Source organism: Photobacterium lucens (assembly GCF_009873615.1).
Classification (GTDB): Bacteria; Pseudomonadota; Gammaproteobacteria; order Enterobacterales; family Vibrionaceae; genus Photobacterium; species Photobacterium lucens.
The window spans coordinates 1-13028 of the sequence record NZ_SSMG01000243.1; the positions used below are offsets into that span (position 1 = coordinate 1).

A 13028-nucleotide genomic window follows, 5' to 3' on the forward strand; every position below is an offset into this window, starting at 1 on the left:
GTAATAAAGTTGTGCCCGGTTTTAAAAATATAATCACGGTAGGCAGACTTATGGCGTTCAAAAAGACAATCACACTTATTATCACTCACTTACTGGCAGGTGCATTCGGTGTTGCACTTGGGATCTATTTACTGCCTATTTTGACGGCACCAGCAGCGCCAACATCATCTGAAGTCACTAACCTTTCAACACAAGCACAGTATTCTGGAGAGTTTAAGCGTGATTTAGCTGGCAGTGATTTTCTTCATTGGGGCGAAGGGAAAGTATCGCTATCGCCAACAGCAATCACCTTAATGGGAAAACTCGCTCCAGGGCCTGATTATAAGTTATATCTATCGCCTAAGTTTGTTGAAACCGAAGCGTCATTTAACCAAGAAAAAGCCAATATGGTACTAGTGGGTAACGTGAAAACCTTTGATAACTTTGTTGTAAATGTGCCTCAAAATATTGATATCGCCAAATACAATACAGTGATCGTCTGGTGCGAGTCTTTTGGTCAATTTATTACTGCAGCTAAGTATCAGTAACCTTTAAAACCGCGTTTTCTTTACTTTGTGAAAAATAATTTCGTCTTTTTAGAATCTGGCTCGTCTTACTCGGTATCAACATAACAAACGTAGTGAGACTATCTAATGTTAAAAATCGTAAGCTTTACAATCTGCCCTTTCGTTCAACGTGTTACTGCTACACTTGAGACGAAAGACATTCCTTATGAGATTGAATACATTAGCCTTAAGAACAAACCACAATGGTTTTTAGACATTTCACCCAATGGACAAGTACCTATATTAATCACTGAGAACAATACAGCGCTATTTGAGTCTGATGCCATTATTGAGTTTATTGAAGATGAATATGGCCCATTAGAGCAAGGCTTAACTAACGAGCAACGGGCATTAGATCGTGCTTGGAGTTACTTAGCTGCCAAAAGTTATCTACCACAATGCAGCACAATGGGCAGTAAAGATAAAGACACCTTTATGCAGCGTGAAGATAACTTGCGAAAAGCATTCACTAAAGCCGAAAATCAGCTGTCTGGTAACACACTATTTTTTAAATCAGACACTATCAGTAAAGTTGATATTGCATGGTTACCTTTACTTCATCGTGCAGCAATCATCAAAGATCATACTGGATACGATCTTCTCTGTTGTTTGCCAAAGTTACAAACATGGCAAAGTGCCCTGCTGAAAACAGGATTAGCTGAAAAATCTGTTGCACCTGATTTCATTGACAAATTTACTGATTTTTATCTAACCAATACCTATTTATCCGGCTGTAAAGATCAACAATGTGAGTGCCAATCTAGTGATTGCTGTGCTTAAATAAAATAATGATAAGAGAAGTGTGCTAGTCGCACTTCTTTTACATCTTAGAAAAAATTGTAGAAAAGTTTTCAGTAACAGAGTGAAACCTTAGTGAATATTGAGCAGATCTGGTCAGCATACCAAAGCAAACTAAAAGGTTATTTACATAACAATATTGCTAACCCTGATGATGTGGATGATTTATTGCAGGACATTCTGATCAAAACACATCACAAGCTGCCAACACTTAACGATGATAGCAAAATCAAATCGTGGTTATTTCAAATCGCACGAAACACCATTATTGATTTTTATCGTCATCAACAAGTAGAAAAAAAGCATCAAGATAGCCAAGAAAATTCACTCTGGTATGAAGTTCAAGAAGACAGTATTCTTCAGCAACTATCAGAATGCATGACTCCATTTATTAATGCGTTACCTGAAGCAGAAGCACAACTGCTAACCGCTATTGAAATTAACGGTATGTCGCAAAAAGACTATGCAGAGCAAACTGGAATAAAGTACTCCACTTTAAAATCGCAAGTGCAAAAAAGCCGTAAATCATTGCATCAGCTATTTAATGCATGTTGTACTTTTTCTGTCGATAGCCAAGGTAATCTGATGGACTATCACCCCAAAGAGCAGCCCCCATCCTGCAAATGTTCTTAATTTCAGTAAACACTTGCAGAGCATTTATTTTTAATATGATCAAAAAAGCGATCCTCAGATCGCTTCCGTTTACCTCAAGCATCCACAATATTAATTAGAGCTTGATAACGCAACCTTTGCTCCTAAAGCCATTAACACCGCCCCCATCACTTTTTCGACATACTGTTGTGCCGATAGGAAAGCATTTTTAATGTAGCTACGGTTTAAGAACACAGCAACTAGCGAGAACCACACAAAACACGTCATCGACACAATGGCACCATAAGTAATTTGAATAGCTATAGGTGTCGATGCACTGACTAACTGAGTAAATAAACTCAAGAAGAACAATGTCGCTTTAGGGTTTAACATATTGTTTAAAAAACCCATTTTAAAAGCAGCGATAGCACTAATATCGTGTTTTTTAATATCATCATTTTCTAATGTTGCCTTCGCTGTGCTTTTTAAGCTTTTATAACCAATATAAAGCAGATAAGCCGCACCAAGGTATTTAACGATAGAAAAGAGCACAATGGATTGTGAAAGCAATACGCCAATTCCTGCTAAGGTATAAAATATATGTACCCAGATTGCAGCCGCAACACCTAACGCAGTGAGAATACCAGAACGTGTTGAATGAACGAGGCTATTTCTAACCACAATCAAGAAGTCAGGTCCCGGTGTAATAATGGTTAAAATCGTAATGGTAATAACGGCGATCAATTCTGTAAGGTAGGTCGTAAATAACAATTCCATTTCAGCATCCTTTTTCTTTTCGTCCTCCCACCATAATTAAAAACGCTTAACAAATAAACAATTTATTAACAATCCCAACTACAGATCAAAATCAAAACACCTTATTTCCCTCTGTGCTACCTTTCGCTTTCACCCATATTGAGACAACACCATGACCAAACCAGACATTCTGACCACGATTAAGAGTTTTACTTCTATTGAGCAAGCGCTTGATTACTTTGAAATTGGCTACGATAGCCAGTTTATCAATACCAATCGTGAGGAATTAGTGAAACGTTTTGGTGGTTATTTGATCATGGAGAAGCCAGATGATTGGTTTTCAGGTCGTCGTGCACTAAAGAACGCATACTGCCGTGTACAACGCTCTCTATTAGACAAATCTACACGGCAGGCTTGTCGTGGCTGCACAAGTTGTCAGCGTCGATAACCGTCAGGTTCGGTTATTGTGGACGCTTGGCAACTATACGCATTTCCACCAGCGCATTTTCAGGAATAAACTCGGCTACGCCAATAGCAGACCATGCAGGATAAGGCGGTTTGATATATTCGTCTTTCACTTTTGAAAACGTATCAATATTAAGCTTGAGATTAATGTGATAGGTGGTCATTTCCAGAATATCGTCAAAAGTTAACCCTGCCGCTTCAAGGTAAATACCAAGCTTGAAAAAAGCATCGTGAAACTGCTCTTCAGGATCACGGCTAATGGGTTTGTCGGCACGAGCTGCAGTGATCCCCGATAGATACACAGTACCATCAGATTCAACCACGGGGGTGAAGTGCCAATCATCAACATAATGTTGAAACGCTTCAGGTACTATCACTGTTTTCATGCTTTCCCTACTCCATTAAGCCTTTATTCACTTCATACTACGTAAGTAGCAACATAAATTCAGGGCGTGGTACAAAAATATTGATACCTCTCTCAATCTGTTTGGTTATATGCATATAGCGATTAATTCCACTGTTATTAACTATCACGAATAGTAATTTCACAATTTGATATTGCAAAATTTGGCAGTGGTTTGGGGTATCACAAAAATTGTTGATAGTTAAAATATCGAAATAATATGGTCGAAAACATGCTTCTTAATGACACATGTCTTGCCACTCTCACAGCATTAATGAGGAACAGTTATTAATGAGCCAAGCCGCTAACGTTAACGCAAAGACTGAAAAGCCAGATCCAAGCAACGATTTTCAATCTACACAATTTAAGATGACCCGTGTCATCAGTGTGATTTTTAATGTGGTGATCATCCTTGCACAAATCAAACTTTTAAAAGATCACGATGCCACCATTAAAACTTATGCTGTTTTCCTGTTATGTAACTTTAGTGTCTTGTTTAGCTTTTTCGCACCACGTTTAACGCAATTCACGCCCAAACAAGTGCTTAAATACGCCTATATGCCGGCAATTATCAGCGTATTTTTGTTTATTAGCCAAGTCACACACTAATGTAAACATGTGAGTCATGAAGTGTTCGCTTTCTCTCTCTTTGCTAACACTTCATCTCCTTTCCTCGCACGCTATCAATTTCTCTTCTGTGACTCAGAAATGCACCACATTACGTTTATTCCTGCTATTCAATATGAGCACCTACTGCTAATTTGAAGCTCTTATCTGAACATTTGCGGAGTCATCATGAATATAGGGATATATATTTACGAGAATGCAGAAGTGCTCGATTTTGCAGGTCCTTTTGAAGTTTTCAGTACGGCAAAACGTTTAGTTGCAAAAAATTGGCATATCTTTTTAATCGCAGAAACCATAGAACCCGTTGCTGCTCGTGGCGGATTCAACGTATTACCTGATTATTGCTTTACTGATCACCCGCCAATAGATGTATTGATTGTTGTCGGCGGTGATCACACAGAAGAAATGCACAAACCTCATGTTCTCAACTGGATAAGAACCGTTGATAAAACCGCAATGCAGGTAGTTTCAGTATGTACTGGGGTATTTTTACTTGCACAAGCTAACTTGTTAAATAGCCTATTTGTGACAACTCATTGGGAAGATATTCCTGATTTGGTTTATTGTTTTCCAACACTCAATGTCATTGATAACAAACGTTGGGTGACTGATGGTAAGTACACCACTTCTGGCGGGATTTCAGCGGGTATTGATATGAGCTTACACCTTGTTGCCAAATTACACAGTACTGTGCTTGCCGAACAAGTGGCACATCAAATGGAATACCGTTGGAAGCAATGCCCATAAAATGAATAACAAGAGACAACAATGACGAGCGCATAGAATATTATGCGCTTAATTGTTTTTTAAGCTCGCTATAGGTGGTGTGCTGAGTATTAATACGAGTATTCTGATTACAAACTAAGACTTCCCTCGCCCCAGCCACCATCGCCAGTTCTTTTAATACACGCTCTTCAATATCTGTTAGCCCACCCTCTACTTTTTCTAGTTGATGCATCACTATCCGTGGGCTTATTGCAAAACGATGGTTACTTAATACTTCACGCACGGCATATTGCAGCAGCTTTTCTGCATAAGCAAAATTACCAACAAATGAGCGTTTATGATCAAACGGATTGAGCACAGTAATGTTTGACCCTGCTAAAGACTTTGCCTTATCCCCCACCGCTAGCACGATATTTTTGTCACCTTTCGTTTCAATGGCGATATAAGGCGATAACTCAACCCTTTCACCTGTCCCAAAGATCTGCACCGACAACTGCTTAACACTAAGTTCTACTAACAGATCACGATGTAATTTTTGTAATAATGAAAGTGCCATGGCTTATCCTTAAATCCACACCGTTAAAAGTGATACATAATAGGAAAATCTAGCTCAGGTTGATTAACCACCATCGAATAATAACTGAAGCTAAGATCCGTTTTTTTACCCACTAAGATCACTTGATCATTGAATGATATTTTATCTGCAATATTTGTAGGAATATCACAGATACGATCATTCATAAATTGCGTAAACTCTTCAGGCTCAATACACCAATGATTTCCTTTTAATACAATATTTTTAATTGTCACTGGTTGGTAAGTCATCTTGAGAGGAAAAACATTAATGAAACAAGGAAGTATTTTGATATAAAGCACATATAAAAAAAGAGGGGAAATAATAAAAAAGCTAAATACAGGCGCAATACTGAATACTTTATTACCTTGCTTGGTAACTCGAGTAAAAGCGCTTTTTCGAAAGGTCTTTTTCGTTACAAGAAAATAAATAAACAATAGCCAGATAATTACACAAGAGCACATTGTCATCATCACTAACATCTTATATGCATCTGCATAAACTAATGTAGACGGTGTCAAAATCAGAAGTAATAACCCACTGATAAGAAGAAAGAGATAATAACTAAGTGAGGTAAATAATGAGAACATTAGGTTTTCACCATTTTTGTTCGTGGTGAATAAACGTTAATTAAATTGCCTAACAACATGCACCCTGCTCCTAACAATAATGTCCAATCTAACCCTTCTGCATAAAAATACACGCCCACTAATGCGATTAGTGGTAAACGTAAAAAATCCATCATCACTACCAATGTTACATCGGCGGTTTGCATTGCTTTGGTCATACAGAAATGAGCTGAAAGTGCCGCTACAGACACTAATATAATCCAACCCCAAGCGAATAAACTTGGTGCTTGCCAATCTTGATAAGCCAATATTACGCCTAACGGTAATTGCACTAAACACATATAAAACAAGATGGTTAACGGCTTATCTGTCACGGAGAGTGATTTGGTTGAAGCATGGGAAACCGCATAACACATCGCCGCTACAAGGACGATCAATGAAGCACTATTGATGATTTTAATACCGGGCTGAACAATGATCAGTACCCCAATAAAACCCAGTACCAAAGAGAGTAAGCGCTTTGAGGTAAAATGTTCCTGTAAGAATAAAGTCGCAATGATGGCTGTCCAAATCGGGACAGTGAACTCAATCGCAAACACTTCTGCCAGTGGTAATACGGTGATACCAAATAACCAACCATATTGCCCGACAAAGTGAAATACATTACGGAAAACCTGCAAGCGTAAACGTTGAGTCTTAAACAAACGAATATCACGGTGATAAAAGATAATGGCACTGATGATCCCTAATCCAATCACACTACGTAACGCCATTAACTGCGCTGTAGTAATATCATTGGCTAGTTCCCTTGCACCAATCGCTATTAAGCAAAACGAGCACAGTGCACCTATCATCCACAATATTGCTTGCACTCACATTACTCCCTGTTACTTCCGCAATGATACGCCTAGGCTCATTACGGTATTCATCGCCAGCACAGCTGCCACCATCAATTTCAACTGATAATTTTCAACCCTATCGGTTATTCGTCCTGTTTTCATTTTTAAGCCAAATAAAAGCGATGTGCAACACACCTTTATGTAACAAAAGACAGCCTCATAGATTTTACTTTCCACCACATTTTGTTACACCATCAATAAAAACACCCACTCCCAACAACATTTAACAGAGATATAACACTTAATTGCTTACAATCTATAAGATTTTATTATTGATATTGTGAATTCTTGAATTCATTGCCATCCGCCCAATCTATAACCTTTAATCGATTGAGATCCTTTGACGAGTATTACTATGAAAAAACGCTGGATTGTCGTTGCAACCCTCAGCGCGCTTACTGCTGCTGGCATTTATACTTATAAAACTCCCACTTCGGATGCACACCATTTCACCACGCTAACAACAAAAACAGCCACTATTGAAAAACAAGCTGTTGCCGTCGGTAAAATCATCCCTGCGCAAGCCGTTAAGATTAAGTCTCAAATCGAAGGTATCGTCGATAAAGTTTATGTTCATGTCGGTGACAAGGTCACGGCTGGATCACCTGTTATTAAGTTACGTCCGAACCCAACGCCACAAGAGTTAACTAAAGTTACAGCTGAGCTTTTAAAGAGCAAAGCGGATCTCGACTCGGCTAAATCAAAGCTTGCTAACTTACAACGCTTAGCTGCACAAAAGATCATTCCACCGAACTACGATTCCTACATTCAAGCGAAAGCTGATGTAAAAACAAGAATGGCGGAGCTAAAACAAAAGCAACAAGAACTTGATCTGTTGAGTAAAGGTGAATCGGGTGAAGGTGCAACCAAGCTAACGTCCATTATTTATGCGCCTATTAACGGTACGATCCTGGCAGCAAAGGTAGATGTCGGGGAACCTATTACGTCTACAGTTTCTAGCCAAGCTGCAACAGAAATAATGACTATGGCTGATATGAACAATATCATCTTCAAAGGCTCTGTGAGCGAACATGATGCTGCAAAGTTAACCGAAGGTATGCCTGTTGAGTTAACGCTTTCTCCTTATCCGGATCTGAAAATTGCAGGCACACTAACAAAGGTTGCCGTGCAATCAGACAAATTGAACGAAGATAAGAATAACAACGCTACGCAATCAAAAAGCTTCGATAATGGTTTTGCTGTTGAAGTGAGCAAGATTAATTTCCCTAAAGATATTATTTTACGATCCGGTTTTACCGCAACCGCTCAAATCACCCTCGAACAAGCTAAAGATGCGATGACGGTACCTGAGCGAGCGCTGTATTTTAAAAGCAATGATCCTTTTGTGCTTATCGCTGATGATTCTGAAACAGGTTATAAAAAAGTACCGATCAAAATTGGTTTATCTGATGGCGTTAATGTACAGGTTTTATCCGGTATTGAAGCAAATCAAAGTATCATCGATGCAAGTATGGTCGAGGGCTTATAATGCGAAATTCATGGCGTCGAACTCTATTAAGTCTTTCTCTTGGCTTGCTCTGCACCCAAAGTTTTGCTCTTACGATTGACCAAGCTTGGACTGCAGCAAAACAAACCAGCTCTGATTATCGAATCAAGCAAATAGAAGAAGTAAAAAGCAAAAATAATGTCTCACTAAGTAAAAAGGCCTTTCTTCCTAAACTTGGTGCCATAAGTACTGGTATAAATTGGAATAAAGATAATGGTATGGGTGTTAACGGTTATGGCATATCACTTAGCCAATCTATTTGGGATAGTCGCAATTGGATGGAGTTAGATCAATCACAAATCGGCGTGGTAAGAGCACAGTTAAGTATTATCCAAGCAAAAAATGCATTAGCCAAAGAGTTAATTCAAGCTTATTTTTCTTTAGCACAAGCACAGCATTCGTTAGTCATTGCCAAGCAACAGCACAAAGACAGCCAGCAACTATTGTCATTTGCTGAACTCCGTTATCAAGCTGGTTTGATTATGTCGACTGCCATCGATGATGCCAAAGCACATCTGCTTGGTACAGAAACGATCATTCTCCAACGTCAATCAGCCCTTGTCGAACAACAGGCAAAACTGGCAAATATCATCAATATGGCTCCCGGACGAGTCAATGAAATTAACAGCGAAAATCTTCATCAACCAACCCTCAAGATCCATGATGAACAAGCATGGCTACTCAAGGCCAAAAATAATAGTCCAGAGTTATTAATGGCAAAACAAGCAGTAAAAAGTCAAGAAATTGCTGTTGATAGCGCACACGCAAACTACTACCCAACTGTAAGCGGTTCGGTCAGTTATAGTAATAACTTTGAGCACCCGAAAGATAGCCTAAATGCGGGGGTCAGCGTATCTATACCTATTGATATTACCGGTACAATCAAAACACAAGTATCTCAGGCAAAACTCGACTTACAAATAGCAAAGGAACAATTAAGAAGCGTTGAGCGCAACCTTGAAAGTAATGTAAAAACACGCTTTAAGCAATTAGCGTTAGATTGGAAATTGGTTGAGATGGGTGAACAAAAACTGAAGTCTGACGAAAAAGCACTAAAAACCAAACAAATCATGTTTAATTCAGGGGCAAGCAATACTACCGCATTAGATCTAATTAGCGTGCAAAACACCGTATTTAACAGTAAAGAACAACTACAAAGTTTACTTTATCAATACTGGTTAAATCGTATTGAGTTACTGAATTTAACAGGTCAGCTAACTGATGACACTATAACTCAAATTTCCCAGGCATTAGCACCATGATGACATTGCTAAGCCAAACCATTCAAACACTACTCACTCACAGACTAAGAAGTGTACTAGCAATCACCGCTATTGTGTGGGGAATCGTCTCTGTATTAGTTCTTATCGCTTTAGGTGAAGGGTTTTACCGTGAAAACCAAAGATCTTTTTCACTATTAATAAATAATACTCAAAAAGTCTTTTTTTTATCGACCTCAAAACCTTGGCAAGGATACCCTGCTAGACGAAAAATCATCGTAACGGAAGGGCAATTAAGCCTACTATCTCAACTTCCGCAGGTAGAGCGCGTTTCCATTTATTATTCCAACTATCAAGCACAAGTTACTGATAGTAAAGGTTATTCATTAAAAGGTAGCATCTATGGCGTTGATACGGGATTTTTGCCACTCAATAACATCTCTCTTACATTGGGCTCTCGCAACATTTCACCCAGTGATATAAGTAACAATACACGTGTTGTCGTACTTGGTTGGCGCTTAGCGCAACGAGGTAATATTCAATTAGATGACAATGTTAATATAAATGGTATTTCATTTAGGGTTATTGGCATCACTAAGAAGTCAGAGGGTAATGGGTATAAAGAAGTTCAACGTTTAGCCTTAATACCTAATAGTACTTTTAACGATTTATGGAAAAGCAATCCATCGGAAGTGCTCGTAGAACCAGCAAATGGCATCGATAGCAACACATTACGTAATGCAATGCAGCGTTTTTTCGCCAAAAAATATCAATTTGACCCTAGCGATAAGCAAGCTGTTCGTATGCCTGACTACAGCCGTTATGGCGATTTTTACAACAGCTTATTACGTGGTATTCAGCTATTTTTAGCCGCAAGTGGCGCCATGACTTTAGCTGTGGGGGCACTAGGTGTTGCCAATATTATGTTTTTATCTGTAGCAGAAAGAACCCGTGAAATTGGCGTAAGATTGGCAATTGGTGCCACCCCTACCAACATCCTGACCCAGTTTCTGGTTGAAGGTGTGGTACTGGTTAGTGTCGGTACTATTATTGGATTAGCAATCTCAGCAATCATCATTCAAGTGTTACACCTGTTCTCATTGCCTGAATGGTTAGGTCAACCCGTAATAACAGCGACATCGATAGCTGCAACCTTAATCATCACGGTTGTGCTAGCTTTACTTGCAGCATTCTTCCCTGCTCGTCGTGCAGCGCATTTAACACCTGTGATTGCTTTAAGTGCGAGGGCTTAATCATGTTTCCAATGAAGCAAATATTTCATGAAATGGCAGCAGAAAAGCTACGCCTTAGCTTGACTATCCTTGCCATTGTTTGGTCCACAATATGTATCACGATAATGCTCGCAACAGGTGAAGGTTTACGCCAAGGTTTACTTCGCAGCACCACCAGCGGCAACGGTAATCTAATTTATGTATCAACAGGTGTTGCCTCTATTAACTATGGCAAGTTTTACAAAGGTAAGTCACTTGATTTCGAACTTGCGGATAATGAACTCATTAAAGCATTACCGACCGTTAATAGAGTTTCAGCGACGGCAAAATGGCGTGAGAATGTACACTATGAAAATCGTAGTGCATGGATGACGCCCATTGCTGTCGAAAACAATTACAACAAGCTTAATGATCTGACTTTGATGGAAGGCGGCCGCTGGTTTAACCCTTTAGATAGTCTAGAACAACGAAAAGTCACCATTATCGGCGAAAACACAGCAGCCCAGTTATTTAATAAATCCCAATCTGGCAATAGTGACAAATTAGAACGTGATAACAACCCTGTTGGAAAAAAACTCAAAATAGGTGAAGAAGAATTTACTGTTATCGGCGTGCTTAAAGACAGTCGAACCATTGAAGATGGCCAATCATCAGAATTTAGCACTTTAGTACCCATGGCGACTTGGAAGCGGTTTCATAACCATGATCCAGTTGCTGCGATTAATGTTGAACCAAAGCCTTACGTCAACCGTGAGAAGCTGGCACTAACCATTCGTCAAGTAATTGCACGAAAATACAATGCAGCCACCACGGATGAACAGCTTATTCAGACTGATGACATGCTATTGAAACAAGAAACCATGCGTTCTCTTTTACTTGGGCTCCAAAGTTTCTTAGGCATTATTGGCTTTGTAACGCTTGGCGTAGCCGGTATTGGTATTGCTAATGTAATGTATGCCAGTGTAAAACGAGCGACTCGTGATATTGGCGTACGAATGGCTGTGGGTGCCACACCTACTCATATTCGTCTGCATTACATTATACAAGCTATGATGACCATGTGTATTGGTGGGATCATTGGCTTACTCATGAGCATAGGACTAATACATATTATCGATTCAATTCCTATTTCGCATTCCATTTTTTACGAACGATTAGGTAAACCCAAGCCTGAAATTTCGTTCACTGTGATGTTAATTGTTATTTCAGCATTAATATTAGTTGGCATTCTCGCAGCTTGGTTTCCAGCCAATAAAGCTGCAAGTATTACCCCATTAGAGGCACTTCAAAGTGAGTAAAATTCAATCTAACTTGGGTAAGATCCCAACTGATTCAGCCTTAGTTGAACTTAACCATATCTGTAAATTCTATGGCGAAGGTAATAACGTCGTTAAAGCATTAGATAATGTCTCTCTCACTATTAAACCTGGTGAGTTCTTATCTATTTTAGGACCGTCAGGATCAGGTAAATCCACCTTAATGAATATGTTAGGGTGTTTAGATATCCCAACCTCTGGCGATTATTTACTTGACCATTGCGATGTTTCATCAATGACAAGCCATGAACTGGCAAAGATCAGAAATCATAAAATAGGCTTTGTTTTTCAGAGCTTCAACTTATTAGAATATGCCACTGCGTTAGATAATGTTGCGCTACCACTCGTGTACCGTGGTGTAAAAGCCAAAGAGCGAAGAGAAAAAGCGGCAGATTTATTAGCACAAGTCGGGCTTGCAGATCGCATACATCACAAGCCAAACCAATTGTCGGGTGGTCAAAAACAGCGTGTCGCTATTGCACGAGCCTTAGTCAATGATCCACAAATCATTCTAGCCGATGAACCAACAGGTGCACTGGATTCTAAATCAGGCGCTGAGATTGAGGCACTATTTAATGACTTACACCAACAAGGGAGAACATTGATAGTCGTTACCCACGATGTGAGTCTAGCGCAAAGAACACCCCGCATAATTACCATCAAAGATGGCTGCATTGTTTCCGACAAGATGACGAACTATCAGCCTTTATTGGAACCTGTCGAATAAATACTTTTCATGACGATACATCCAATACTAAAAAAGCGAGCTCGATGCTCGCTTTTTTACTCTTTATTAGATG

16 protein-coding genes are annotated in these 13028 nt (G+C 39.3%); 11 read left to right on the forward strand and 5 right to left on the reverse strand.

Annotated features, from left to right (window positions below):
* Positions 1 to 50: 50 nt before the first annotated feature.
* From E5A76_RS10580 to sigZ, 3 genes are all read left to right on the forward strand, one after another.
* Positions 51 to 527, forward strand: coding sequence for a DM13 domain-containing protein (locus tag E5A76_RS10580; protein ID WP_161118905.1), 477 nt, complete (start codon positions 51 to 53; stop codon positions 525 to 527).
* A 105-nt stretch (positions 528 to 632) separates the two neighbouring features.
* On the forward strand, positions 633 to 1325 hold the full coding sequence (locus tag E5A76_RS10585; protein WP_161118906.1) for a glutathione S-transferase family protein: 693 nt from the start codon (positions 633 to 635) through the stop codon (positions 1323 to 1325).
* Positions 1326 to 1418: 93 nt separating this feature from the next.
* Positions 1419 to 1976: an RNA polymerase sigma factor SigZ gene (sigZ, locus tag E5A76_RS10590; RefSeq protein WP_161118907.1), complete on the forward strand. Its 558-nt coding sequence runs from the start codon at positions 1419 to 1421 to the stop codon at positions 1974 to 1976.
* 90 nt (positions 1977 to 2066) lie between these two features.
* Here sigZ and E5A76_RS10595 read toward each other — a convergent pair whose 3' ends face one another.
* Positions 2067 to 2711, reverse strand: a complete 645-nt coding sequence (locus E5A76_RS10595; RefSeq protein WP_161118908.1) for a LysE family translocator — start codon at positions 2709 to 2711, stop codon at positions 2067 to 2069.
* Positions 2712 to 2862: 151 nt separating this feature from the next.
* On the opposite strand from E5A76_RS10595, the gene E5A76_RS10600 reads away from it, so the two are divergent.
* On the forward strand, positions 2863 to 3138 hold the full coding sequence (locus E5A76_RS10600; protein WP_008989615.1) for a nitrogenase-stabilizing/protective protein NifW: 276 nt from the start codon (positions 2863 to 2865) through the stop codon (positions 3136 to 3138).
* Between the two features lie 13 nt (positions 3139 to 3151).
* Here E5A76_RS10600 and E5A76_RS10605 read toward each other — a convergent pair whose 3' ends face one another.
* Positions 3152 to 3541 carry a Rid family hydrolase gene (locus E5A76_RS10605; protein ID WP_161118909.1) on the reverse strand — a complete coding sequence of 130 codons (390 nt, stop codon included), beginning with the start codon at positions 3539 to 3541 and terminating at the stop codon, positions 3152 to 3154.
* A gap of 308 nt (positions 3542 to 3849) precedes the next feature.
* Between E5A76_RS10605 and E5A76_RS10610 the strand changes: the two genes are divergently transcribed.
* Together E5A76_RS10610 and E5A76_RS10615 are read left to right on the forward strand one after the other, a co-directional pair.
* Positions 3850 to 4167, forward strand: a complete 318-nt coding sequence (locus tag E5A76_RS10610; protein WP_161118910.1) for a fumarate hydratase — start codon at positions 3850 to 3852, stop codon at positions 4165 to 4167.
* Between the two features lie 186 nt (positions 4168 to 4353).
* On the forward strand, positions 4354 to 4932 hold the full coding sequence (locus tag E5A76_RS10615) for a DJ-1/PfpI family protein (RefSeq protein ID WP_053989341.1): 579 nt from the start codon (positions 4354 to 4356) through the stop codon (positions 4930 to 4932).
* A 40-nt stretch (positions 4933 to 4972) separates the two neighbouring features.
* On the opposite strand, the gene E5A76_RS10620 is transcribed toward E5A76_RS10615, so the two are convergent.
* From E5A76_RS10620 to E5A76_RS10630, 3 genes are read right to left on the reverse strand one after another with little or no spacing between them, the layout of a single operon-like run.
* Positions 4973 to 5467, reverse strand: coding sequence for a rod shape-determining protein (locus E5A76_RS10620; protein ID WP_053989342.1), 495 nt, complete (start codon positions 5465 to 5467; stop codon positions 4973 to 4975).
* A gap of 23 nt (positions 5468 to 5490) precedes the next feature.
* Positions 5491 to 6075 (reverse strand): hypothetical protein, encoded by a 585-nt coding sequence (locus E5A76_RS10625; RefSeq protein WP_161118911.1) that lies wholly within the window; start codon positions 6073 to 6075, stop codon positions 5491 to 5493.
* Positions 6075 to 6926: a DMT family transporter gene (locus E5A76_RS10630; protein WP_316247328.1), complete on the reverse strand. Its 852-nt coding sequence runs from the start codon at positions 6924 to 6926 to the stop codon at positions 6075 to 6077. The genes E5A76_RS10625 and E5A76_RS10630 overlap by 1 nt, the downstream gene beginning before the upstream one ends.
* A gap of 382 nt (positions 6927 to 7308) precedes the next feature.
* Here E5A76_RS10630 and E5A76_RS10635 point away from each other — a divergent pair, with 382 nt between their 5' ends.
* From E5A76_RS10635 to E5A76_RS10655, 5 genes are read left to right on the forward strand one after another with little or no spacing between them, the layout of a single operon-like run.
* The gene (locus E5A76_RS10635; RefSeq protein ID WP_161118912.1) at positions 7309 to 8442 is read left to right on the forward strand and encodes an efflux RND transporter periplasmic adaptor subunit; all 1134 of its coding nucleotides are present in this window, start codon (positions 7309 to 7311) and stop codon (positions 8440 to 8442) included.
* On the forward strand, positions 8442 to 9722 hold the full coding sequence (locus E5A76_RS10640; protein ID WP_161118913.1) for a TolC family protein: 1281 nt from the start codon (positions 8442 to 8444) through the stop codon (positions 9720 to 9722). Before E5A76_RS10635 ends, E5A76_RS10640 begins: the two co-directional genes overlap by 1 nt.
* Positions 9719 to 10933, forward strand: coding sequence for an ABC transporter permease (locus E5A76_RS10645; RefSeq protein ID WP_161118914.1), 1215 nt, complete (start codon positions 9719 to 9721; stop codon positions 10931 to 10933). Before E5A76_RS10640 ends, E5A76_RS10645 begins: the two co-directional genes overlap by 4 nt.
* Positions 10933 to 12210, forward strand: coding sequence for an ABC transporter permease (locus E5A76_RS10650; RefSeq protein WP_316247329.1), 1278 nt, complete (start codon positions 10933 to 10935; stop codon positions 12208 to 12210). Before E5A76_RS10645 ends, E5A76_RS10650 begins: the two co-directional genes overlap by 1 nt.
* The gene (locus E5A76_RS10655; protein WP_161118916.1) at positions 12203 to 12955 is read left to right on the forward strand and encodes an ABC transporter ATP-binding protein; all 753 of its coding nucleotides are present in this window, start codon (positions 12203 to 12205) and stop codon (positions 12953 to 12955) included. The genes E5A76_RS10650 and E5A76_RS10655 overlap by 8 nt, the downstream gene beginning before the upstream one ends.
* Positions 12956 to 13028 lie beyond the last annotated feature (73 nt).

Excerpts from the sequence above, each read along its gene's own strand:
- E5A76_RS10635 (WP_161118912.1), top strand. The coding sequence starts at position 7,309 with ATGAAAAAACGCTGGATTGTCGTTGCAACCCTCAGCGCGCTTACTGCT.
- E5A76_RS10625 (WP_161118911.1), bottom strand. The coding sequence starts at position 6,075 with ATGTTCTCATTATTTACCTCACTTAGTTATTATCTCTTTCTTCTTATC.
- E5A76_RS10600 (WP_008989615.1), top strand. The coding sequence starts at position 2,863 with ATGACCAAACCAGACATTCTGACCACGATTAAGAGTTTTACTTCTATT.
- E5A76_RS10580 (WP_161118905.1), top strand. The coding sequence starts at position 51 with ATGGCGTTCAAAAAGACAATCACACTTATTATCACTCACTTACTGGCA.
- E5A76_RS10605 (WP_161118909.1), bottom strand. The coding sequence starts at position 3,541 with ATGAAAACAGTGATAGTACCTGAAGCGTTTCAACATTATGTTGATGAT.
- E5A76_RS10585 (WP_161118906.1), top strand. The coding sequence starts at position 633 with ATGTTAAAAATCGTAAGCTTTACAATCTGCCCTTTCGTTCAACGTGTT.
- E5A76_RS10620 (WP_053989342.1), bottom strand. The coding sequence starts at position 5,467 with ATGGCACTTTCATTATTACAAAAATTACATCGTGATCTGTTAGTAGAA.
- E5A76_RS10615 (WP_053989341.1), top strand. The coding sequence starts at position 4,354 with ATGAATATAGGGATATATATTTACGAGAATGCAGAAGTGCTCGATTTT.
- E5A76_RS10595 (WP_161118908.1), bottom strand. The coding sequence starts at position 2,711 with ATGGAATTGTTATTTACGACCTACCTTACAGAATTGATCGCCGTTATT.
- E5A76_RS10640 (WP_161118913.1), top strand. The coding sequence starts at position 8,442 with ATGCGAAATTCATGGCGTCGAACTCTATTAAGTCTTTCTCTTGGCTTG.
- E5A76_RS10610 (WP_161118910.1), top strand. The coding sequence starts at position 3,850 with ATGAGCCAAGCCGCTAACGTTAACGCAAAGACTGAAAAGCCAGATCCA.
- E5A76_RS10645 (WP_161118914.1), top strand. The coding sequence starts at position 9,719 with ATGATGACATTGCTAAGCCAAACCATTCAAACACTACTCACTCACAGA.